Below are 24,136 nucleotides of genomic sequence, written 5' to 3' on the forward strand. Positions count from 1 at the left end.
CAGTCCTGTAGGTGGATCACTCATCACAGGCGACGGCCGGACCTGACCACCCGGCCGCCCGAGCGGAAGCAGACCATGAGAAATCGCACCAGAGTGACGGCCCCGGCCGCCCTGATCGGCACGGCGGCGGCCCTGGCCGTGGCTCCCACGGCGCACGCGGCGAAGGCGAAGAGCGGCTCCCCGGGCCCCGAGACCCTCGGCGACCCCGTCTTCCCGGCCCTGGGCAACGACGGCTACCGCGTGTCGTCGTACCACCTGGACTTCGCCTACGACGCCACCACCCGGCTCGTCGCCGCCACCGCGACCCTGCGTGTGCGCACCACCCAGGCGCTGACCCGGCTCTCCCTGGACGCGCTCGGCCTGGACGTCACCGCCGTCCGCGTCGGAGGGCGGGCCGCCGCCTTCGAGCAGAGCGACGAGAAGCTGCGGATCACCCCGGCCGCCACGCTCCCGGCCAAGGCCGCCGTCACCCTCTGCGTGACCTACACCGCCGACCCGCGCCGCACCCTGACGCACACCGGCTGGGTCGCCACCCCGGACGGCTTCGCCGTGGCCTGCCAGCCGGACTCCGCGCACACCGTCTTCCCCTGCAACGACCACCCCGTCGACAAGGCCGACTTCACCTTCCGGCTCACCGTCCCCACCGGGCTGCGCGGCGTCGCCACCGGACAGCTCATACGCACCGAGACCCTCGACGGCGACCGGACCGCGTACACCTACCGCTCCCGCTCGCCGATCGCCACCGAGATGGTGCAGATCACCGTCGGCGACTACGTGATCAAGGACCGGCAGGGCCCGCACGGGCTGCCCCTGCGCGACGTGGTCCCGGTCGCCCGGGCCGCCGCCCTGGAGCCGGCCCTCGCGCTCACCCCGGCCCTGGTCGAGTGGATCGAGCAGCGGCTCGGCGCCTACCCCTTCGAGACGTACGGCCTGCTGCCGTGCAACTCCGACGCCGCCGAGCCCTTCGGCTTCACCGGCCTGGAGACCCAGACCCTCACCATCTACCGGCCGAACTACCTCCTCCAGGAGGAGAAGAAGATCGGCTCGCACATGATGCACGAGCTGGTCCACTCCTACTTCGGCAACAGCGTCAGCCCCGCCACCTGGGCCGACCTCTGGATCAACGAGGGTCACGCCGACTTCTACGGGCTGCTCTACCGCTACGAGCGCGGCTGGGCCGACTCCATCGGCCTGACCAGCATGGAAGCCCGGATGAAGGACACCTACGCCAAGGGCGACCTGTGGCGGAACAGCTCCGGGCCGGTCGCCTCCCCGAACGCCGCGAACCTCTTCGACAGCCAGCGCTACCTGGGCGGCGTCCTCGTCCTGTACGCCCTGCGGCAGGCCGTCGGCGAGGACGCCTTCAACGCTCTGGAGCGCACTTTCCTCCAGCGCTTCCGGGACACCTCGGCGTCGACCGAGGACTACATCGCCGTCGCCTCCGAGGTGTCCGGGCAGGACCTGTCGGGCTTCCTGCGCGAGTGGCTCTACGGGACGAAGACCCCGCGGATGCCCGGCCACCCGGACTGGACGGTCACCCCGGTGCCGTCGGCGTCCGCCGCCCCGCGCAAGCGGCGGGACGTGCGGCCGCACGACAACTCAGCCACCCTCTGAGGGATCAGTCGAGCCGGACGGAGGGGACTTCGTCCGGCTCGCTCTCCGTGCCGCGCTGCTGCGGAATGGCGAGGGAACCCTGCTGGATCGCCACCGTCCGGGTGGGCGCCGGGATGCGGATGCCCTCCTGGCGGTAGCGGCGGTGCAGGCGCTTGATGAACTCGTGCTTGATCCGGTACTGGTCGCTGAACTCCCCGACGCCCAGGATCACGGTGAACCCGATGCGGGAGTCCCCGAAGGTGTGGAAGCGGATGATCGGCTCGTGCTCCGGCACGGCACCGTCGACCTCGGCCATCACCTCGGCGATCACCTCGTTGGTGACCCGCTCCACCTGGTCCAGGTCGCTGTCGTAGGCGACGCCCACCTGGAGCAGGATCGTCAACTGCTGGTCGGGACGCATGAAGTTGGTCATGTTCGTCTTCGCCAACTGGCCGTTGGGGATCACGACCAGGTTGTTGGAGAGGTTCCGCACGGTGGTCTGGCGCCAGTTGATGTCCTCGACGTAGCCCTCCTCGTTGCTGCTCAGCCGGATGTAGTCACCGGGCTGGACGGTCTTGGAGGCGAGGATGTGGATGCCCGCGAAGAGGTTGGCGAGGGTGTCCTGGAGCGCCAGGGCGACCGCGAGACCGCCGACGCCGAGGGCGGTGAGCATCGGCGCGATGGAGATGCCGAGCGTCTGGAGCACCACCAGGAAGCCGATGGCCAGGATCAGGACCCGGGTGATGTTCACGAAGATCGTGGCGGAGCCGGCGACACCGGGACGGGCCTGGGTGACCGTCCGCATCACTCCGGCGATACCACGGGCCACGGCGAGGGTCACCAGGAAGATCAGCAGGACGGTGAGCACCTGATTGGTGTGGCGCTGCACCGTGCTCGTGAGCGGCAGCGCCGCCCCGGCCGAGGCCACGCCGCCGAGGAACGCCGCCCACGGCACCAAGGTCCGCAGCACGTCCACGATCAGGTCGTCACCGCTCCAGCGGGTCCGGTCGGCGTGCTTGCCCAGCCAGCGCATCAGCATCCGGAGCAGGAACGCCGCCAGCAGGCCGGCGCCCAGGGCTATCCCCGCGACGACCAGGTCGTCCATGGTGAGATCCCGCTTCACCGGTCACCTCCGGGACGGGAGTCGGCGGCGCGTCGAGCCGCCGTCGGCCGGATGTGAAGTTTCGTCACGTTGTCCCCTGCACGATGTCTGGACGGAAAAGGGCGTGCGCCGACCGGGCACGCGGCCTCATCTTCCCGTATTCCGCACAGCAGTTCGTACCAGGTGGGCGCTGTTGGCGCGGGTGACGGCGAGGTCCGTCCCGAATCCGACGGAGCGCACTCGGACCAGGGCCGGCGCGCCCCGCCGGTGCGCCGGTTTGGAGTGGCCACGGGCGCGTGCGGAACCTCGGCGCGGGCGCGGGCACGGGCTGGGGCTTTGGCCCGGATCGTCCGGCCACTGCTGGGGCTTGGGCCCGGATCGTCCAGCCCGTGCCGGAGCCACGGCCCGCACCACCCGGCCCGTGCCGGGCCCTCGGCCCCGAGCCCCCGGCCCGTGCCGGGCCCTCGGCCCCGAGCCCCTGACCCGTGCCGGGCCCTCGGCCCTGAGCCCCTGACCCGTGCCGGGCCCTCGGCCCCGAGCAACACCCCCCGTGTCAGATGACCTTCCAGCGGACCAGCGCCCCCAGCGTCAGCGCACCCGGCAGGATGGGCAGCCAGACCGTGATGATCCGGTACGCCAGGACCACCGCCGTCGCCACGGCCGCCGTGCCGCCCGCCGCGACCAGGGCCACGATCAGCGCCGCCTCGACCGAGCCGAGACCGCCCGGGGTGGGGACCAGCGCCACCGCGACCGTCGCGGCGAGGTAGGCGACCGCCATGTGCAGCGGCGGGACGCCCAGGCCCAACGCCTCGCCCACCGCGATCAGCCCGGCCGCCTGGAGGGCCGGGAAGGCGAACGCGCCGCCCCACAGGGCGACGGCCCGGGAGGCGCGGGTGTGCACCGAGCGGGCCTCGCCGAGCGCGGTGCGCAGGAAGGAGAGCACAGCCGCGCGCACCCGCCGCACCAGGGCGAGGACGCCCGCCGCGACCAGCGCGAGGGCGACCGCGCCGAGCAGCAGCGGGCCCACCGCCCCCTGCGGCAGCAGCGTGCCGAGCCGCAACGCGTCGGGGAACGCCAGCAGCAGCACGGCCAGCAGCGCGAGCCGGCCCACGGACTCGGCGAGCAGATAGAGGGCTATGGCCGCCGAGGAACGGGCGAGCGGCAGCCCGCACACGGTCATGAACCGCAGGTTGACCGCGCTCGCGCCGAGCCCGGTCGGTAGCAGATGGTTGGCCGCGCCCGCCGCGAACTGCGTGGCCAGCAGCCGCGCGGAGGGCAGCCGTTCGACCACCGCGCCCTGCCGGCAGCAGGCCGCGGCCACCCAGGTCAGACAGGTGGCGCCGGCCGCGGCCAGCAGCCAGGGCCACTCGGCGGTGCCCAGGTGCGCGAACCCCTCGGCGAGCACGTCACGGTGGAGCACCGCCACCACGGCGACCAGCACCAGCGGCAGCAGACAGAGGATCCGGCGGACTGTCACATCCGAAGAGGTTCTCCGCACCGCCCCAACAGCGGGTTGCGGAAGCGGGGCCCACGGCTTAAGTCCGCTCGTCGGGACCCCCGTTACGGTGTTCCGCGCCCCGAGCCTTGACCTCAAGGAAAGTCGAGGTTCTAGCTTCTACCGCATGAGCATGGAGACCACAGCCTGGACCCAACTGCATTCCGTCATGACCGCCGAACAGGAGCGCCGCCCCTTCGACCGCGAAACCCTGCGCCGCATCGGCGCGTTCGCCCGCCCGCACCGCACCCGCATCGCCCGGTTCGTGGGCCTGGGAGTGGTCACCGCGCTGCTCGCCGTGGCGACGCCCGTCCTGGCCGGCGAGGTCGTCGACACCATCGTCTCGGACGGCGACGAGGACCGCGTCGTACGCCTGGCCCTGCTGATCGCCCTCATCGCGGTCGTGGAGGCGGCCCTCGGCATCCTCGCCCGGCGGCTCTCGGCGAGGCTCGGGGAGGGGCTCATCCTCGATCTGCGGACGGCCGTCTTCGACCATGTGCAGCGCATGCCGGTCGCGTTCTTCACCCGCACGCGCACGGGGGCGCTGGTCTCCCGGCTCAACAACGACGTCATCGGCGCCCAGCGCGCCTTCAGCAACACCCTGTCCGGAGTGGTGAGCAACCTCGTCACCCTGCTCCTCACCCTCGTCGTGATGCTCACCCTGTCCTGGCAGATCACCCTGCTCGCGCTGGTCCTCCTGCCGGTGTTCGTGATCCCGGCCCGCCGCATGGGCCGCCGGATGGCCCGCATGACCCGCGAGGCCGCCACCCTCAACGCGGCGATGGGCACCCGGATGACCGAGCGCTTCTCCGCCCCCGGCGCCACCCTCGTCAAGCTCTTCGGCCGCCCCGAACAGGAGTCGGCCGAGTTCGCGGCCCGCGCCCGCCGGGTCGCCGACATCGGGATCCGCACCGCCACCGCCCAGTCGGCGTTCATCACCGCCCTGACCCTCGTCTCCGCGCTCGCCCTCGCCCTGGTCTACGGCCTCGGCGGCTTCTTCGCCCTGAACGGCACCCTCGAACCCGGCGCCGTGGTCGCCCTCGCCCTGCTGCTGACCCGCCTGTACGCCCCGCTCACCGCGCTCGCCGGGGCCCGCGTCGAGGTGATGAGCGCCCTGGTCAGCTTCGAGCGGGTCTTCGAGGTGCTCGACCTGGAGCCCCTCATCCAGGACCGGCCCGACGCCCGGGAAATCCCCGAGGGACCGGTCTGCGTGGAGTTCACCGACGTCCGCTTCGGCTACCCCTCCGCCGACAAGGTCTCCCTCGCCTCCCTGGAGGAGGTCGCCGCGCTCGACACCCGCGGCGGCTCCGAGGTGCTGCGCGGCCTCAGTTTCCGCGCCGAGCCGGGACAGACGGTCGCGCTCGTCGGCTCCTCCGGCGCCGGCAAGTCGACCATCGCCGCCCTGCTGCCGCGCCTGTACGACGTCGACGCCGGCGCCGTACGCCTCGGCGGGGTCGACGTCCGCGAGGTCAGCGCCCGCTCCCTGCGCGAGACCCTCGGCATGGTCACCCAGGACGGCCACCTCTTCCACGACACCGTCCGCGCCAACCTGCTCCTGGCCCGCCCCGCCGCGACCGACGACGAACTCCACGACGCCCTGCGCCGCTCCCGCCTCGACGACCTCGTCCGCGCCCTGCCCGACGGTCTGGACACGGTGGTCGGCGAGCGCGGTTACCGGCTGTCCGGCGGCGAACGCCAGCGGATGACCATCGCCCGGCTGCTGCTGGCCCGCCAGCGCGTGGTCATCCTCGACGAGGCCACCGCCCACCTCGACAACACCTCCGAGGCCGCCGTCCAGGAGGCCCTCGCCGAGGCCCTCCAGGGCAGGACCGCCATCGTCATCGCGCACCGGCTCTCCACGGTGCGCGCCGCCGACCAGATCCTGGTGGTCGAGGACGGGCGGATCGTCGAACGCGGCACCCACGACACGCTGCTGGCCGCCGACGGACGCTACGCCGAGCTGCACCGCACGCAGTTCGAGGAGCGACCCGCCGACACGACGGAGATCGCCGTGGCGTAGCGGGCCGCACCCTAGGGTGACCCTCGACCCGGCAGTCACCCGCTGTGATCAGCTGTGTTCAGCGGCTGAGGAAGGCCACGTCCATGCCGCACCCGACCGTCAGCCGCCGCCGTCTGCTGGAGGGCGGAGCCGCCCTCCTCGGCGCGTTCGCCCTCTCCTCCACGACCACCGCCGGGCGCGCCCGGGCCGCGGCGGAGACACCCCGGTGGAACGGCGCCGTCGACGTGTTCAGCCTGGGCACCGAGCCCCCGCACACCACGCTGATGCCGTACGCCGACACCGCGCAGGCGCTCACCGCCGACCGCACCGCGTCGCCGTACCGGCTGAGCCTCGACGGCACCTGGAAGTTCGCCTGCGTCGACCGGCCCGCCGACCGGGACACCGACTTCCACCGCACCGACCTCGACGACGGGGACTGGGGCACCCTCCCGGTCCCCTCCGTCTGGCAACTGCACGGCCACGACCGGCCGATCTACCTCAACATCACCTACCCCTACTGGGGCGCCAACGGCCACGGCGAGGAGCCCAAGCCGCCGGCCGCGCCGACCCGCTACAACCCGGTCGGCCAGTACCGCCGCACCTTCACCGTCCCCGGCGACTGGTCGGGACGCCGGGTCTTCCTGCACTTCGAGGGCGTCAAGTCGGCGCACTACGTGTGGATCAACGGCCAACTCGTGGGCTACGAAGAGGACTCCTACACGCCGTCCGAGTACGACATCACCGACCGTCTGACGTCCGGCACCAACCGCATCGCCGTCGAGGTCTACCGCTACTCGGACGGCGACTGGCTGGAGGACCAGGACATGATCCGGCTGAGCGGCATCTTCCGCTCGGTGTACCTGTACTCCACGCCCACCGTGCACCTGCGCGACTTCACACTGCAGACCCCGCTCGGCGACGACTTCACGACCGCCGCGCTCTCGGTCACCGCGAGCGTGCGCGCCTACGGGGGCGGGACGCCGGGCGCGTACACCGTCGAGACCCAGCTGTACGACGCTGACGGCCACCCCGTCTGGCCCCGGCCGCTGGCGCGGACCGCCGAGGTCGGCGCGCCCGGCACGGACACGACCGTCACCGCGGTCAGGGCGGTGCCCGCGCCCCGGCTGTGGTCCGCCGAGCAGCCGAACCTCTACACCGCCGTCCTCACCCTGCGCGACCCCGCCGGCCGGGTGACCGAGACGCTGTCGCACCGGGTCGGCCTGCGTGAATTCGCCCTGCGCGACGGGCTGATGCGCATCAACGGCAAGCCGGTCTCGCTGCGCGGGGTCAACCGCCACGAGACCCACCCCGACCGCGGCACCGCCCTGACCCGCGCCGACATGGTCCGCGACATCGAGGTCATCAAACGGCTCAACATCAACTCGGTGCGCACCTCGCACTACCCCAACAACCCGCTCTGGTACGAACTCGCCGACGCCTACGGCCTGTACCTCGTCGACGAGACCAACCTGGAGACCCACGGCATCCACAAGGACTACCCCGGCGACCACGCCGACTGGGCGAGCGCGTGCCTGGCCCGCGCCCGGAACATGGTCCACCGGGACAAGAACCACGCCTCGGTCGTCATCTGGTCCCTCGGCAACGAGGCCGGCACCGGCTCCACGTTCACCGCCATGCACGACTGGATCAAGTCCTACGACCCCACCCGCGTCGTCCAGTACGAGGGCGACGACCGGCCCGGCATCAGCGACATCCGCTCCGAGATGTACGACACCCCCGCCGAGGTAGCGGCCCGCGCCGCGGACACCGCGGACACCCGGCCGTACGTGATGATCGAGTACGCGCACGCGATGGGGAACTCCACCGGCAACTTCAAGAAGTACTGGGACCTGATCCGCCGCCACGACGTCCTCCAGGGCGGCTGGATCTGGGACTTCGCCGACCAGTGCCTCAACTGGCCAACGCCGACCCGCAAGTTGCTCACCGAGTCCGGACCCCTCGGCCTGAAGGGCGAGATCCTCGCCGCGGCCGGCACCCTCGACCGCTCCAAGGGCCTCTACGGCGGCACCGTGTTCGCCCGCGACCGGCGGCTGGACCTCACCGGCTCGCTCACCCTGGAAGCCTGGATCACCCCGCACTTCACCGGCTACCAGCAGCCGGTCATCGCCAAGGGCGACACCCACTACACCCTGAAGCAGACCACCAAGAACCTGGAGTTCTTCATCTACGGCGACGGCCGCTGGATCACCGTCACCTGGCCGCTCCCGGCGACCGGCTGGCGCGGCACCGAGCACCACGTCGCGGGCGTCTACGACGCCGGGGCCGGCACCCTCACCCTGTACGTCGACGGCGAGGCCAGGGCGACCCGCACCACGACGGTCCGGCCCGCCGTCAACTGCGCCCCCCTCGCCCTGGCCACCGACGCCGACCATCCCACCCGTGAGTTCAGCGGCACCGTCCGACGGGCCCGCGTCTACGCCCGCGCCCTGAGCGCGGCCGAACTCGCCTCCGAGAACCGGGGCCCCGACGGCGAGGGAGTGCGGTTCTGGTTCGACGCGGCCACCGTCGCCCTCACCGAACTGCGGCCCCCCGAGCGGACGTTCCTCGCCTACGGCGGCGACTGGGGCGACAACCCCAACGACGGCAACTTCGTCGCCGACGGCATCGTCACCGCCGACCGGGGGCACACCGGCAAGGCCGCCGAGGTCCGACGCGCCTACCAGGCGATCGGCGCGGCCCTGGACGACGGCACCACGGTCACCCTCACCAACGAGTACCTGTTCACCGACCTGCGTGCCTTCGAGGCGAGTTGGACCCTGCTCGCGGACGGCCGCCCGATCGGCGGGGGCAGGCTGGACCGCGACCGCCTCGACGTGGCCCCGCTGTCGAGCAAGGGCGTCACCGTGCCCTTCGAGCTGCCCGCCGACCCGGCCCCCGGCACCGAGTACTTCCTCCGACTGGCCTTCACCACACGGCAGTCCACGCCCTGGGCGGACGCCGGCTTCGAGGTCGCCCGGCACCAGTTCGCCCTCGACGCGCCGACTCCCGCGGTGACCCCGGCCCCCCTGGCCGGTGTGCCCGCCCTCACCCACCACGACGGTGCCCGGACCGTCACCGTCACCGGTGAGGACTTCACCGTCACCGTCGACCGGGCCAGCGGACTCATCACCTCCTACGAGGTGGCGGGGACCCCGCTGCTGCTCTCCGGCGCCACCCCCAACTTCTGGAGGGCGCCCACCGACAACGACAGGGGCAACCGCCAGCACATCCGCAACGAGACCTGGCGCGACGCGGGCGCCCGGCGCACCGTCACCGGGTGCGCCGTACGGGCCCTCGGCGACCGTGCCATCGTCATCGAGGTCACCGGCACCCTGCCCACCACCGTGCGGTCGACGTACCGCACCACCTACACGGTGTTCGGCAACGGCGAGATCAAGGTCGACAACACCCTGCACCCGGGCGCCGGTTCGCTCCCGTACATCCCCGAGGTCGGCACGCTCCTCTTCCTCCCCGGGCGGCTGGACCGGCTGCACTACTACGGGCGCGGCCCCGAGGAGAACCACTGGGACCGCAACAGCGGCACCGACGTCGGGCTGTACTCCGGGGCCGTCGCCGACCAGTGGACGCCGTACGTGCGCCCGCAGGAGAACGGCAACCGGACCGACGTCCGCTGGGCCGCCCTCACCGACGTACACGGCACCGGACTGCTGGTCAGCGGCGAACCGCTGCTGGAGATCAACGCCTCCCGCCACACCCCGGAGGACCTGTCGGTCGGGGTGCGCCACGACTACCAGCTCACCCCCCGCGAAGAGGTCGTGCTGCGGGTCAACCACCGGCAGATGGGCGTCGGCGGCGACAACAGCTGGGGCGCCCACACCCACGACGAGTACAAGCTGTTCGCCGACCGCGCCCACGCCCACACCTACCGGCTGCGGCCCCTCACCGACCTCGCGGACGCCACCCGGATCTCCCGCCGCCCGACCGCCACCCGCTGATCAGGGACGGGAGTACGGTCCGGCCGTACGGCCGACGGTCGCGGCGAGCTTGCGCAGCCGGCGCCAGTCCAGCTTCGGCTCGGGCCGGATCACCCCGGGCCGCTTGCGGGGCACCCGGACGCGCAGGGCGCCCGGCTCGACCCTCAGCCGGACCGGGGCGGGCAGCACCAGGGCCTCCCCGTCGAGTCCCGCCTCGATCTCGGGGCGGTCGGCGTCGACGACCACCTCCCGGGCGGTGAGCACGGTCAGGCCGTGCGGATCCGGTCCGAGCAGCAGCCCGGCGGCCTCCGCCGCGTTCTCCACCTTGATCCCGACGACCCCGAGGACCCCGCCGTCGAGCCGCTCGCGCCGGCCGAACGCGAACGGGTCCGAGGTGAGGTAGGGGTTGTTGCTGACCAGCACCGCCTGCGGGGCGTCGAGCGTGGTGTCCGCCGCCCGGGCCGTCAGCCGGGCGCCCTGCTGTCCGGTGAGCAGGTCGGGCAACAGGTCCAGACTGGTGCCGAGCTTGTCGTCCCGGTAGGAGGGGCTCTGCACGATCGTCGCGTACGCCCCGAAGGAGGCGTTGTTGACGAAGGGCCGGTCGGCGGCGAAGCCCAGGTCGACGCGGAGCTCCACGCCGTCGGTGAGCGCGTCCAGACCGGTGGAGGGGTCGTCCCGGTCCAGGCCCAGGTCGAGCGCGAAGTGGTTGCGGGTTCCGGCGCTGATCACCAGGAACGGCACCCCGTGCGCGGCGGCCACGGCCGCGACCAGCGCCTGGGTGCCGTCGCCGCCCGCGACCCCGAGCAGATCGGCGCCGTCCGCGACGGCGGCGCGCGCCAGCTCGGTCACGTCCTGCTGGTGCTCCGGGTCGAGCAGGACGACCCGGGCGCCGAGCCGCTCGGCCCGCTCCTTGAGGTCGAACCGGACGACCTTCCCGCCGCCCGACCGCGGGTTCATGATCAGGAAGGGGCGTTTCGGCGGCGGGGTGCGGTACTCCTTCACCCGCACCCGGTGCCCGCCCGTCCCGCGCAGCGCGAACCGGCCGCACCACACGGCGACGGTCCACAGCGCCAGCGACACCGGCACCGCCCAGAAGAGGGTCACCGCGAACAGGGCGACCGCGCACGCCGGGACGACCAGGGCGACCAGCGCCGCCAGCCAGCGCAGCGGCCCGCGCAGACTCAGCGTCCACCACACCGCCGCCGCGGTGACGACCAGGCCCACCGCACCACCCACGAGCAGCAGCACGCCGCCGAGTCCGCCGTAGAAGAGCGGCACCAGCAGGGCGAGCGCGGCGGCCGTCAGAGCGGCCCTCGCCGCCCACCGCTGCGCGTGATAGTTCCGCCGGCTCGCATCCACGGCCATCGCTCCTCCACCCCTCAGTAGAACACTGACAGATCGATCACGAGTCCGTCGCACGTTCTGATCATCGCCAGGCGTGTGCCCGGGCACCACGGGAAACACGCCGAGGAGGGAGAACCGGTCAGGTCGGCTCTCCCTCCTCGTGGTCGTGGCGCCCCGCTACTTGCTCGCCCCCTGCGCGAATCCGTTGTAGATGAAGCGCTGGAGGAAGAGGAAGACCACCAGGGTGGGGACGATCACCAGGATGGCGCCGGCGGAGATCGTCTCCCAGTGCGCGCCGTAGGGTCCCTTGAACCGGAACAGCGCCGTGGACATCGTGCCCAGTTCCTCGGAGGGCATGTACAGGAACGGGATGTAGAAGTCGTTGTACGTGGTGATGCCCTTGATGATGACGACGGTCGCGATGGCCGGCTTCAGCATCGGGAAGATGATCTTGCGGTAGATGGTGAAGGCGTTCGCGCCGTCCAGCCGGGCCGCCTCGTCCACGGACATCGGGATGCCCCGGATGAACTGGAGGAAGATGTAGATGGACACGATGTCGGTGCCCATGTACAGCAGGATCGGCGCCCAGCGGGTGTCGAAGAGGCCGAAGCTGTTGACCACCTGGAAGGTCGCGACCTGTGTCGTCACCCCCGGGACCAGGGTGGCGATCAGGAACAGCGCCATGACCGGCTTCTTCAGGCGGAACTGGAAGCGGTCGATGGCGTACGCCGTCATCGAGCCGATGATCACGGTGCCGGTGATGGAGAACAGCAGGATGAACGCCGTGTTCCCGAACGCCGTCAGCATCTTGCCGTCGGAGAACGCGGTGACGTAGTTGTCGAAGTTCAGCCAGTTGTCCGGCAGGGTCAGGGCGCCGCTGCCGCCCGCGACCTCCTGTTCCGACTTCAGCGAGGTCAGGAAGATCACGCTGAGCGGGACCAGGACCACCAGCGAGGCGGCGATCAGGACCAGGTAGGTCAGCGGGGTGGAGAGGCGCAGGCGCCGGCGGGGCCGGTCGGTCGCGTTGACGGTCATACGAGGTCCACCCTGTCGTCGGGCACGAGACGGCGCTGGAGCCAGGTGATCAGCAGGATGATCGCCAGCAGCACCACGGCGCACGCCGAGGCGAGGCCCGTCTTGTTGAACTGGAAGGCCAGCTTCACGGTCTGGATCACGAAGGTCGAGGTCCCGGTCGCGCCGCCGGTCATGATGTACGGGATCTCGAAGACGGCCAGCGAACCGGAGATCGCCAGGATGACGCTCAGGCTGAGCACCGGCCGGATGCCCGGGGCGATGATGTGCCGGAACTGCTGCCAGCGGGTGGCGCCGTCGAGCTGGGCGGCCTCGTAGAGCTCACCGGGGATCGACTGGATCGCGCCGAGGAAGAGCACGAAGTTCAGACCCGTGAACCGCCAGACGGAGACGCCGGCGAGCGAGGTGTTCGCGGACTCCGGATCGCCGAGCCAGGCGTGGTCGGGGTTCAGGCCGACCAGGGACAGGACCGAGTCGAGCGTGCCGCCGTCCTGGAAGAAGTAGAGGAAGACGAAGCCGATCGCGACACCGTTGATCAGGTACGGGAAGAACAGGATGCCTTTGAACAGGTTCCGGAAGCGCAGGTCGAAGCTGAGGACGGTGGCGAGGTACAGGGCGATCACGATCTGTACCGCGGACGCCGCCAGGTAGTACAGGCTCACCGCGAAGACCCGGAACATGTCCGCGCGGGTGAAGACGTCGGTGTAGTTCTCGCCGCCGACGTAACTGCGGTCGGGGCTGACCCCGTCCCAGTCGGTGAAGCTGTAGTAGAGCATGTTGCCCACCGGGACGTAGGTGAACGTCACCAGCAGGACGAGCGGGGCCGCCAGGAACAGCCAGGGGGTCAGGCGGCGCATCGGCAGGTCACGCCAGGAGCGTCCGCTCGGGGCGCGGCGCCGGGCGCGGCGCCGGGACCCCCGGTCCGCTTTCGCGGCCCGTGCGGGCGGTGGGGTGGTGGACAGGGTTCGAGGCATGTGAGGGCCAGGGCCTTTCATCATCCGCTGAGCGCCGCGCGGGGCCCCCGGCCACCGGGGGCGGGGCGGCGGGGGACCCGTGCGCGCGGAACGTCAGGAGCCGGCGTTCTTCCGGGCCTCGGACCAGCGCTTGTCGAGGTCGGCGAGGTAGTCCCGCAGCGAGCCGTCCTGGGCGCCGCGGGCGATGTCGATGAGCTTCTGCCGGTAGTCCGGCGTGTTGAGACCGATCTCGGCGGCCTCGTCGATCTCGTTCACCTCGGCGGTCTTCGCCTCGGAACGCTCCACCATCTTGACACCGTTGTCAACGTAGTCCTGGAGGGTCGAGGGCATCGCTGCCGACCTCAGCACCGAGACGGCGCCCTCCTTCTCGGAGTAGCCGGACTCCGCGGTGAACCAGTCGATCCAGACCCGGGCCGCCTCCTTGTTGTCGGAGTGGATGTTCACGGCCTGCTGGTAGTCGGAGACCAGCGTCGCGCAGAACTCGCCGCCGGACTGGACGGGCACCGGCATGAAGCCGATGTCGTCGGGGTTCTTCCCGGCGTCCTCGGCCGCGGCGCGCATCTGGTTGACGGCCCAGGAGCCGAGCATCATGCTGCCGATCTCCCCCTTGGCGAGCAGCGTCTTGGAGCTCTCCCAGTTGGTGGTGCTGGGGTCCTTCTCGGTGAGCTTCCGCGCGACCATGTCGTGCAGCAGCGTGTCGAGGGTGTTCAGGTCGCTGCCCTTGGCCCAGGGCTTGTCCGACTCGGCCAGCACGTCCAGGGCCTGGCTGTCGCAGCTGACGGTGCCGACGCCGTTGGTCCACTGCCCGCTGAGCGGCCAGGCGTCCTTGAAGTTGGTGTAGTAGGGGACGGCGCCCGTCTTGTCCTTGACGCTCTTGAGGTCGCGCAGGAACTGCTCCGGAGTGGTCGGCCACTCGGTGATGCCGGCCTCCTTCCACAGGGCCTTGTTGTAGACGAAGCCGCTGGCCGTACCGAAGGTGCCGATGCCGTAGACCTTGCCGTCGACCTCGGTCTTGCCGGTGAACAGGTACTTCGAGCGCATGTCGGCCGCCGCGCCGAGGGGCGCGAAGAAGTTGGGGTAGTCCGCCTTGGAGACGGCGCCGGGGATGAGCAGGACGTCACCGTAGTTCTCGGTGTTCATCCTGATCTTGACCTCACCCTCGTAGTCCGTGATGGCCTCGAACTCGACCTTCACGTCGGGGTAGGTCTTGTTGAACTCCGCCGCGTACTTTTTCATCGTGCCGTCCTGCACGAGATCGGTACGGTTGGTCAGCACGGTGATGCTGCCGGACGCGCCCTCGGGGTTCAGCGGCGCTACCGCCGACTCCTCCCCGGCGGGCTTCGTCGCGCCCCCGCTGCACGCCGTGCTGACCGTCAGCACCGCGGCGGCCAGCATCGCGGCACTCAGCGTTCTCGTTCCCATACGCCCCACTCCTCCATTGGATTACGGCTCGGGCTTCGGTGGATGTCGGGGACTATGCCAGCCGGGTGATGAACCGGTAAAGCTGTCTGCAAGGCCGCGATACTTAATCGTTACATGGCGTGACGGCATCCCGCATCATCAATGGCTCTCACCTGCATTTTTGTTTCACGTCTCACGAGGGGAGGGGACTAGACCGGTTCATGTCTGCGGCGTTAGGTTGACTTCTGTCGCACACGCACGACGCCGCCTGTCCCGCCTGTTCCGCCCAGAGGAGCCGCACATGAAGGAAGTCGTCCAGCTTGCCGAAGGCTGGAGCCTTGGGTACGACGGAAGCGCGCTGCCTGCCCAGGTCCCCGGCTGCGTCCACACGGACCTGCTCGCGGCAGGCGAGATCGAGGACCCGTTCCTCGGTCTCAACGAGCACGAGGTGGCCTGGGTGGGCCGACGCGCGTGGACCTACAGCCGTCACATCCACTCGGCGGACACCGCAGCCGACCGCCACGAACGCACCGACCTCGTCTTCGAGGGGCTCGACACCGCCGCGGTGATCACGCTCGGCGGCCGTGAGCTGGGCCGCACCCGCAACATGCACCGCACCTACCGCTTCGACGTGACCGGCGGCCACGGCGGCCTGCACGTGGAGTTCGCCTCCGCCTACGACGAGGCCGACGCCGTGCGCGCGCTCACCGGGGAACGGCCCAACGTCTACCCGGAGCCCTTCCAGTACATCCGCAAGATGGCCTCCAGCTTCGGCTGGGACTGGGGCCCCACCCTGGTCACCGCCGGCATCTGGCGGCCGGTCCGGCTGGAGCGCTGGTCCACCGCCCGGCTGACCGAGGTGCGCCCGGTGGTGACCGTCGTCGACGGCACCGGCCGCGTCGAGGTGCGCGTCGACATCGAGCGCACCGAGCAGGGCGCCGGGCGCGCCCTGGAGATCCACGCCACCGTCGGCGGGGCGCGAGCCGGCGCCGCGGTCGACGGCGACCGGGCCGTGCTCGTCCTGGAGGTCCCCGACGCCGACCTGTGGTGGCCGCGCGGCTACGGCGAGCAGCCCCTGTACGGCCTGGACGTGACCCTGGTCGCGGCCGGCGACGAGGCCGGGAGCGGACCGCTGGACTCCTGGCACCGCCGCATCGGCTTCCGTACCGTGGAGATCGACCGGTCCGCCGACGAACTGGGCACCGGCTTCACCCTCGTCGTCAACGGCGAGCGGATCTTCGCCCGCGGGGTGAACTGGATCCCCGACGACGTCTTCCCCTCACGCGTCACCCCCGAGCGCTACCGGGCCCGGCTGACGCAGGCCGTCGACGCCAACGTCGACCTCGTCCGCATCTGGGGCGGCGGCATCTACGAGGACCACGCCTTCTACGACGCCTGCGACGAACTCGGCCTGATGGTCTGGCAGGACTTCCTCTTCGCCTGCGCCGCCTACCCCGAGGAACAGCCACTGCGCGGCGAGATCGAGGCCGAGGCGCGCGACAACGTTATCCGGCTCATGGCACACCCCTCGCTCATCATGTGGAACGGCAACAACGAGAACCTCTGGGGCTTCCGGGACTGGGACTGGGAGCCCGCGCTCGACGGCGACTCCTGGGGCGAGGGCTACTACCTGGGCGTCCTGCCCCGCGTGGTGGCCGAACTCGACCCGACCCGCCCCTACACCGCGGGCAGCCCCTGGTCCGGCACCTGGGACCACCACCCGAACGACCCGGCGCACGGCACCCACCACTCCTGGGAGGTGTGGAACCGCCAGGACTACGCCGAGTACCGGGCGAGCGTGCCCCGGTTCGTCGCCGAGTTCGGCTGGCAGGGGCCGCCCGCCCTCGCCACGCTCCGACGGGCGCTGCCCGGCGAGGAACTCGCCCCCGACTCGCCCGGCATGCTCCACCACCAGAAGGCGGAGGACGGCAACGGCAAGCTCGACCGCGGAGTCGCCCGCCACTTCCCCCTGCCCGAGGGGGACTTCGACCGCTGGCACTACCTCACCCAGCTCGTCCAGGCGCGGGCCGTCGCGGCCGGCATCGAGCACTGGCGCTCCCACTGGCCCGTCTGCGCGGGCACGGTGGTGTGGCAGCTCAACGACTGCTGGCCGGTCAGCTCCTGGGCCGCCGTCGACGGCGACGGCCGCCTCAAACCCCTCCACCACGAACTGCGCCGGGTCTACGCCGACCGCCTGCTCACCCTCCAGCCGGACACCGACGGCCCCACCCTCGCGGTGATCAACCAGGCGGCCGAGCCGTGGGCGGCCTCGGTGACCCTGCGCCGGATCCGGGCCGACGGCACGGTCCTGGCGGAGGGCGCCGTGGAGGTCACCGTCGCCGCGCGCACCGTCCACCGCACCGCGGTGCCGCCGGAGCTGGTGCCGGACGCCTCCTCCGCCAAGGAGTTCCTCGTCGCCGACGAGGGCGCCCTGCGCGCCCTGCACTTCCCGGTGACCGACAAGGACTTCGCCTACCCCGCCCCCGATTACGACGTGACCGTGGCCACCGTGACCGGCGCGGATGCGGGTAGTCTCGACGTCGTGGTAACTGCACGCACCCTCGTACGGGACCTCCTGCTCCAGCCGGACCGGCTCGGCCCCGCAGCCTCCTGTGACACCGGCCCGCGCACCCTGCTGCCCGGGGAACGGATCCATCTGAAGGTCCGCGGCGCCGACGAGACGGGCGCCAACTCCGTACGAGCGGCACTCTTCAGCGTGGAACCGGCGTGAGCGCACCCAGTGAGCGGGTGACCATCAAGGACGTCGCCGCGGCCGCCGGTGTCTCCAAGGGCGCGGTCTCCCTGGCCTTCAACCACAAGCCGGGCGTCTCCGATGCCACCCGCGAACGGATCTTCGCCGCCGCCCGGGACCTGGGCTGGGCGCCGAACTCCTCGGCGCGCAGCCTGTCCCGGCAGGCGGTCGACACCATCGGCCTCGCCATCTGCCGGCCCGCCCGGCTGCTCGGCCTGGAGCCCTTCTACATGGAGTTCATCTCCGGCATCGAGAGCGTGCTGGCCGAGCGCGACTGCTCACTGCTGCTGCGGCTCGTCGGCTCGCTGGAGGAGGAGATCCAGCTTCAGCAACGCTGGTGGCGGGAGCGGCAGATAGGCGGCTCGATCCTGGTCGACCTGCGCAAGGACGACCCGCGCATCGAGCCCCTGCGCAAGCTGGGGCTGCCGGCGGTGGCCGTCGGGCACCCGAGCCTGACGGGCGGCTTCCCCTCGGTGTGGACCGACGACGCCACCGCGGTCGGCGAGGCGGTCCGCTATCTGGCCGCCCTCGGCCACCGGCGCATCGCCCGGGTGGGCGGGCCGTCCGGACTGGGGCACAGCGCCATCCGCACCGAGGCGTTCGAGGCGGCGATGACGGACCTCGGCCTGGACCGCGGGACGCATATGGAGACCGGCTTCTCGGGCGAGGAGGGCGCCCGGGCGACCCGCTCGCTGCTGCTGTCGCCGGAGCGCCCCACGGCCATCGTGTACGACAACGACATCATGGCGGTCGCGGGGCTCGGCGTGGCCACCGAGATGGGTGTCGCCGTACCGGACGAGCTGTCCCTGCTGGCCTGGGACGACTCCCAGCTGTGCCGCCTCACCCACCCGACGCTGTCGGCGATGAGCCATGACGTGCACTCCTTCGGCGCCCAGGTGACCCGGGTGCTGTTCGACGTCATCGCGGGGCAGGAGGCCGTGTCCCAGCCGGTGGCCATGCCCCAGCTGGTGCCCCGGGGCTCCACCGCGCCGCCCCGCCCCTGAGCGGGCCGACGTGCTTACGCGACAAGGGGTCGCGGCCTTCGGGTCGCGGCCCCTCGTGTCGCGTTCAGGCCGTGACCTCCTGCGGTACGTGGCCGCGGGCGGCCGCCGCCGCGCCGACGAGGCCGGCGTCCTGGGCCAGCGCGGCGGGCCGCACCGTCAGCCGCCGGGTGAAGTCGAGGACGGCGAAACCGCGCAGATGACGCCGCAGGGGAGTGAAGAGCACCTCCCCGGCCCGGGCGACACCCCCGCCGACCACCGCCACCTCGATCTCCAGCAGGGTGGCGCTGCCGGCGATCGCGGCGGCCAGGGCCCGGGCGGACCGGTCGTAGGCGGCCAGGGCACGCGTGTCGCCGGCCCGCGCCGACTCCGCCACCACCGCCGCCGAGGGCTCCCGTCCCGGCGGCGGGGTCCAGCCGGCCCGCAGCGCGTGGCGGGCGATGGCGGTGCCGCTGGCGTACCCCTCGACGCAGCCGCGGGAGCCGCACGCGCAGGGCGGGCCGTCCAGGTCGACGGAGACGTGCCCGATGTGCCCGGCGTTGCCGGAGGGGCCTGGGTGCAGCCTCCCGTTCAGCACGTAGCCGCCGCCCACCCCCGTCGAGACCACCATGCACAGGGCGTTGGCGGCTCCCCGGGCGGCACCGCGCCAGTGCTCGGCGGCGGCCACCGCCACGGCGTCCCCGATCAGCACCGGCTCGATCCCGTCGAACAGCATCGGATGCGCCCGTACCGACTCCACCAGCTCGAACGCCCGCCAGGCCGGGATGTTCACCGGGCTGACGGTGCCGTTCGCCGTGTCCACCGGTCCGGCGCTGGCGATGCCCATGCCGCGGACGGTGCCCCAGGCCGGGTGCAACGCCAGCGCGTTGATCACGGCGTCGACGGTGTCCGCCAGCCGGGACGCCGACTCACGGGCCGGCGTGGGCAGTTCGGCGCGCCCCCGCAGGACGCCCGCGTCGTCGACGAGCGCTCCCGCGATCTTCGTGCCGCCGATGTCGAGTGCTGCGTACACCTGTGTGGTCTCTTCTCTCTTCGGTGGTGTGGCGGCGGGGGCGCCGGGTGGCGGGCAGTGGGGGGTGGGACGAGGCGGGTCGGTCGGACGGGGTGCGGTGCGGAATTCAACTTTCTCGACAACGTTGTCTTCGTGAACCGTTCAGGCCCCGGGAATGGGGATTGACGATCGGTCGCGGTGGATCCACGCCGTTACGTTAGCCGCGGAACAATGGTTCGGATGAGCACAGTACCTCCTGTTATTAAACCGGTATAGATGCGCCTCGATCTGCATGGGATTCCGGTCACCGATGGCCGGATGCGCGCTGGTCGTCTACGGCGTCAGGAGGTTGAATCGGACGGCCTGTGCCCGGGCAAGGTAGGGCAGGCTGAGGGAGTGGGCAACGGGTGTGACGTGACCCGAACCGGTTTAGTGAATGTTTAGCTCTTGCGGGTTGCGCATCGCGCGTAGAAAAGAAGCGTCGCGAACGCGCCTATTGACATGACCGAAACACTTGGTGCTCTCATATGGGGGCACGGCGAACTGATGCGCCGTTCGTTCCTGACGCTCCGTCAAGTGTGGCCGAGATTCTGCACCGTTGGACATGGACAACGTTGTCAGTGTTACTGCCCGCGTCTCGAACGCCGCACCGCTCGATGTTCCTCTCAGGGGAGTGACATGGGAAACCCACGGAAGAGAACGATCCGCAACGCCCTCGCAGCGGCGCTCACCGCTGTACTGGGCCTGCTGCTGTCGCTGGTCGGCACCCCGCCCGGCGACGCCGAGGCCGCCGCCACCGGCCTGCGTGTGAGCAACGGCCGTCTGTACGAGGCCAACGGCAGTGAGTTCGTGATGCGCGGCGTCAACCACGCCCACCTCTGGTACCCGTCGCAGACCGGCTCCATCGCGAACATCGCCGCCAAGGGCGCCAACACCGTCCGCGTGGTGCTCGGCAGCGGCGACCGCTGGTCGAAGACCAGCAGCTCCGAGGTCGCGTCGCTGATCAGCCAGTGCAAGGCGAGCAAGGTCATCTGTGTGCTGGAGGTGCACGACACCACCGGCTACGGGGAAGACTCCTCCGCGACCACCCTCGACAAGGCGGCGTCCTACTGGGTCGGCCTCAAGAGCGTGCTGTCCGGCCAGGAGAACTACGTCATCGTCAACATCGGCAACGAGCCGTACGGCAACAACAACTACTCCGGCTGGACCAGCGCCACCAAGAGCGCGATCGGCAAGCTGCGCGGCGCCGGCATCAACAACGCCCTGATGGTGGACGCCCCCAACTGGGGCCAGGACTGGTCGAACACCATGCGCGACAACGCCTCCTCGGTGTTCGCGTCCGACCCGGACCGCAACACCATCTTCTCCATCCACATGTACGGCGTGTACGACACCGCCTCCGAGGTGCAGAGCTACCTCAGCGCCTTCCGCAACAACGGACTCCCCATCGTCGTGGGAGAGTTCGGCAACCAGCACAGCGACGGCGACCCCAACGAGGACGCGATCATGTCGTACGCCCAGTCCATGGGCATCGGCTACCTCGGCTGGTCCTGGAGCGGCAACGGCGGCGGCGTCGAGTACCTCGACATGGTCAACAGCTTCAACCCGAGCTCGATGACGTCCTGGGGCCAGCGTCTGTTCTACGGCTCCAACGGCATCTCCTCCACGTCGAGGCTCGCGACGATCTACGGCGGCTCGGGCGGCGGCACCGCGCCGAACGGCTACCCGTACTGCTCCAGCAGCTCCGCCGACCCGGACGGGGACGGCTGGGGCTGGGAGAACAGCCGGTCCTGCGTGGTCCGCGGCGGGGCGGCCGACGGCACCGGTACCGCGCCGAACGGCTATCCGTACTGCTCCAGCAGCTCCGCCGACCCGGACGGGGACGGCTGGGGCTGGGAGAACAGCCGGTCGTGTGTCGTCCGAGGGGGCGCCGCCGACCGCTGAACCCACCGAACCGGCCCCGCACTCCTCGGAGTGCGGGGCCGGCTCACCCGTGCGTCAGGCGCCCGTCGCCCCCGCCGCAAGGCTCCGCGGAACCTCCGCGTAGCCCGCCGGGCGGGTGGTGAACGTGCCCCGGCCCTGGGTGCGTCCGCGCAGGCGCGAGGCGTAGCCGAACAGTTCGGCCAGCGGCACCGTCGCGGTCACCACGGCCGTACCGCCGCGCGTCGCGGAGGCCGACACCCGGCCGCGGCGCGCCGCGAGATCGCCCAGGACCGTTCCCACGGACTCCTCGGGCACGGTCACCGTCACCTCGGCGACCGGCTCCAGCAGCCGCATCGCGCAGCCCCGCAGCGCCTGGCGCAGACCGAACCGGCCGGCGGCGCGGAACGCCAGCTCCGAGGAGTCCTTGGAGTGCGTGGCCCCGTCGGTCAGCGTCACCCGCACACCGGTCACCGGATGCCCGCCGAGCGGCCCCTCCGCCAGCGCGTCCCGGCAGCCGGCCTCCACCGCGCGGACGAACTCCCGCGGGACCCTGCCGCCGACCACCGTCGAACCGAACACGAAACCCTCCTCACCCTCGGCCGCCTCCAACGGCTCGACGTCCAGCACCACATGGGCGAACTGCCCGGCGCCGCCGTCCTGCTTGACGTGCCGGTACACCAGCCCCGTCACGCCGCCGGCCACGGTTTCCCGGTACGACACCTGCGGGCGGCCGACCGAGACCTCCAGGCCCCGGTCCCGGCGCAGCTTCTCCACCGCCACCTCCAGATGCAGTTCGCCCAGGCCCGACAGCAGGGTCTGGCCGGTCTCCGGATCGGTCCGCACCACCAGCGACGGGTCCTCCTCCGTCAGCCGGGCCAGCGCCGTGGCCAGCCGGTCGGTGTCCTGGCCGAGGCGGGCCTCGACGGCCACCGAGACCACCGGGTCGGCCGTGGCGGGCGGTTCCAGCACGAGCGGCGCCGACGGGGAGCACAGGGTCGTACCGGCCCGCGCGGACTTCGGGCCGATCACGGCGACGATGTCCCCGGCCACGGCCAGATCCGTCTCGGTGTGCCGGTCGGCCTGCACCCGCAGGATCCGGCCGACCCGCTCGGTGCGCCCCACACCCGTGTCCAGCACCGTGTCCCCCTTGCGCAGCACACCCGAATAGATCCGCAGATACGTCAGCCGGCCGGTCGGCGCGGCCTGCACCTTGAACGCCAGCGCGGCCAGCGGCGCCGCCGGATCGGCGGCCCGCTCCTGCTCGGCGCCGTCGAACGAGCCGCGCACGGCGGGCACGTCCGCCGGGGACGGCAGGTACGCCACCACGGCCTCCAGCAACGGCTCGACACCCCGATTGCGGTACGCCGAACCGCACAGCACGACCACGGCCTGACCCGTGCAGGTCAGTTCGCGCAGCGCCGCGCGCAGCGTCTCCTCCGAGACCGCCGAGTGCGCGCAGTACTCCTCCAATGCCCGCGGATGCAGCTCGGCGACCGCCTCGTCCAGCGTCCGGCGGCGCCGCGTCGCCTCGGCGCGCAGTTCCTCGGGCACCGGGCGTTCCTCGTACGCGCCGGTGTCCGGGGGCCACACCACGGCCCGCATCCGGACCAGGTCGACGACGCCCTCGAAGCCGTCCTCGCGGCCGATCGGAAGCTGCACCACCAGGGGCGTGGTGCCGAGCCGTTCCCGGATCGACGTGACGGCGGCGTCCAGGTCGGCGCCCGCGCGGTCCATCTTGTTGACGAACGCCAGGCGCGGAACGTCGTGCCGGTCGGCCTCCCGCCAGACCGCCTCGCTCTGCGGTTCGACGCCCGCGACGGCGTCGAACACCGCCACCGCGCCGTCGAGGACACGCAGCGAACGTGTCACCTCGTCGGCGAAGTCCACGTGGCCGGGGGTGTCGATGAGGTTGATCCGGTGCCCGTCCCAGTCGCAGCTGACCGCGGCCGCGAAGATGGTGATGCCCCGGTCGCGCTCCTGGGAGTCGAAGTCGGTGACGGTGGTGCCCTCGTGCACCTCGCCCCGCTTGTGGACGGCGCCGGTCAGGAACAGGATGCGCTCGGTCACGGTCGTCTTCCCGGCGTCGACATGGGCGAGGATGCCGAGGTTGCGGACGGTTTCGAGCGCGCGGAGTGTGAGCTGGGTACGCACGGCCTTGAGGCCCTTCTACGTGTGTCGTGAGTGGTGCGGAGGCAGCGCGATGGGCGGACGAAGCCGGGGGAACGCACCTGCGCGCCGGTGCGCGGCGGCCGTAGGGCGCGCCGGGCGGTGGCGGGGCAGGGGTCAGCGACGGTCTTCGACCGGGACATCCAGTGCCGGCCGCGCGGCGGGCACCGGGCTCACGAAGACACGAGGATCACGTCGAACCGCGCCCAGGGGGCGACGACGGCGACAGTGGTACGCACGGTCGGTCTCCCCTCACATCTGAACTCGGAACACGCGGAATGCGTCGGCCACTTGGGGCGCGGACGCGTACCCAGAGTGTAGGGACGGAGCGGGCGCGGGGCGCGCGATTTTAGGGAAGGCGTGGGGCGCGCCTTCGGGAAGGGGCGCGGCGGGCGCGGGGTGCGCCGTTTCCGGGAGGGGCGCGGCGG

The 24,136-nt window shown here is 71.5% G+C and carries 14 protein-coding genes; 6 read left to right on the forward strand and 8 right to left on the reverse strand.

What is annotated here, in order from left to right; all coding sequences use genetic code 11:
• Window positions 1–75 precede the first annotated feature (75 nt).
• Entirely contained in the window at window positions 76–1,614 is a 1,539-nt protein-coding gene (locus ABT296_RS13090) for a M1 family metallopeptidase (RefSeq protein WP_351926381.1), read from the forward strand.
• Between the two features lie 4 nt (window positions 1,615–1,618).
• On the opposite strand, the gene ABT296_RS13095 is transcribed toward ABT296_RS13090, so the two are convergent.
• Window positions 1,619–2,716, reverse strand: a complete 1,098-nt coding sequence (locus tag ABT296_RS13095; RefSeq protein WP_351926383.1) for a mechanosensitive ion channel family protein — start codon at window positions 2,714–2,716, stop codon at window positions 1,619–1,621.
• 532 nt (window positions 2,717–3,248) lie between these two features.
• The gene (locus ABT296_RS13100; protein ID WP_502977239.1) at window positions 3,249–4,172 is read right to left on the reverse strand and encodes a lysylphosphatidylglycerol synthase transmembrane domain-containing protein; all 924 of its coding nucleotides are present in this window, start codon (window positions 4,170–4,172) and stop codon (window positions 3,249–3,251) included.
• Window positions 4,173–4,317: 145 nt separating this feature from the next.
• Between ABT296_RS13100 and ABT296_RS13105 the strand changes: the two genes are divergently transcribed.
• Window positions 4,318–6,210: an ABC transporter ATP-binding protein gene (locus ABT296_RS13105; protein ID WP_351926385.1), complete on the forward strand. Its 1,893-nt coding sequence runs from the start codon at window positions 4,318–4,320 to the stop codon at window positions 6,208–6,210.
• Between the two features lie 83 nt (window positions 6,211–6,293).
• The gene (locus tag ABT296_RS13110) at window positions 6,294–10,145 is read left to right on the forward strand and encodes a glycoside hydrolase family 2 TIM barrel-domain containing protein (RefSeq protein WP_351926387.1); all 3,852 of its coding nucleotides are present in this window, start codon (window positions 6,294–6,296) and stop codon (window positions 10,143–10,145) included.
• Here ABT296_RS13110 and ABT296_RS13115 read toward each other — a convergent pair whose 3' ends face one another.
• The 4 genes from ABT296_RS13115 to ABT296_RS13130 all read right to left on the reverse strand — a co-directional run bounded on the left by ABT296_RS13115 (window position 10,146) and on the right by ABT296_RS13130 (window position 14,896).
• Window positions 10,146–11,489, reverse strand: coding sequence for a diacylglycerol/lipid kinase family protein (locus ABT296_RS13115; RefSeq protein ID WP_351926389.1), 1,344 nt, complete (start codon window positions 11,487–11,489; stop codon window positions 10,146–10,148).
• 156 nt (window positions 11,490–11,645) lie between these two features.
• Window positions 11,646–12,503: a carbohydrate ABC transporter permease gene (locus ABT296_RS13120; protein WP_351926390.1), complete on the reverse strand. Its 858-nt coding sequence runs from the start codon at window positions 12,501–12,503 to the stop codon at window positions 11,646–11,648.
• Window positions 12,500–13,474: a carbohydrate ABC transporter permease gene (locus ABT296_RS13125; protein ID WP_351926391.1), complete on the reverse strand. Its 975-nt coding sequence runs from the start codon at window positions 13,472–13,474 to the stop codon at window positions 12,500–12,502. Before ABT296_RS13125 ends, ABT296_RS13120 begins: the two co-directional genes overlap by 4 nt.
• A gap of 93 nt (window positions 13,475–13,567) precedes the next feature.
• On the reverse strand, window positions 13,568–14,896 hold the full coding sequence (locus ABT296_RS13130) for an ABC transporter substrate-binding protein (protein ID WP_351926393.1): 1,329 nt from the start codon (window positions 14,894–14,896) through the stop codon (window positions 13,568–13,570).
• A 280-nt stretch (window positions 14,897–15,176) separates the two neighbouring features.
• Here ABT296_RS13130 and ABT296_RS13135 point away from each other — a divergent pair, with 280 nt between their 5' ends.
• Together ABT296_RS13135 and ABT296_RS13140 are read left to right on the forward strand one after the other, a co-directional pair.
• Window positions 15,177–17,606 carry a glycoside hydrolase family 2 protein gene (locus tag ABT296_RS13135; RefSeq protein ID WP_351926395.1) on the forward strand — a complete coding sequence of 810 codons (2,430 nt, stop codon included), beginning with the start codon at window positions 15,177–15,179 and terminating at the stop codon, window positions 17,604–17,606.
• Window positions 17,603–18,631: a LacI family DNA-binding transcriptional regulator gene (locus ABT296_RS13140; RefSeq protein WP_351926397.1), complete on the forward strand. Its 1,029-nt coding sequence runs from the start codon at window positions 17,603–17,605 to the stop codon at window positions 18,629–18,631. Before ABT296_RS13135 ends, ABT296_RS13140 begins: the two co-directional genes overlap by 4 nt.
• Window positions 18,632–18,695: 64 nt before the next feature.
• On the opposite strand, the gene ABT296_RS13145 is transcribed toward ABT296_RS13140, so the two are convergent.
• A complete protein-coding gene (locus tag ABT296_RS13145) occupies window positions 18,696–19,640 on the reverse strand; it encodes an ROK family protein (protein ID WP_351926399.1) in 945 nt (314 codons plus the stop codon).
• Between the two features lie 657 nt (window positions 19,641–20,297).
• Here ABT296_RS13145 and ABT296_RS13150 point away from each other — a divergent pair.
• Window positions 20,298–21,563, forward strand: a complete 1,266-nt coding sequence (locus ABT296_RS13150; RefSeq protein ID WP_351926401.1) for a cellulase family glycosylhydrolase — start codon at window positions 20,298–20,300, stop codon at window positions 21,561–21,563.
• Window positions 21,564–21,617: 54 nt separating this feature from the next.
• Here ABT296_RS13150 and fusA read toward each other — a convergent pair whose 3' ends face one another.
• A complete protein-coding gene (gene fusA / locus ABT296_RS13155) occupies window positions 21,618–23,693 on the reverse strand; it encodes an elongation factor G (RefSeq protein WP_351926404.1) in 2,076 nt (691 codons plus the stop codon).
• Window positions 23,694–24,136 lie beyond the last annotated feature (443 nt).

The organism is Streptomyces sp. NPDC000983, from assembly GCF_040299205.1.
In the GTDB taxonomy this organism is placed as follows: domain Bacteria; phylum Actinomycetota; class Actinomycetes; order Streptomycetales; family Streptomycetaceae; genus Streptomyces.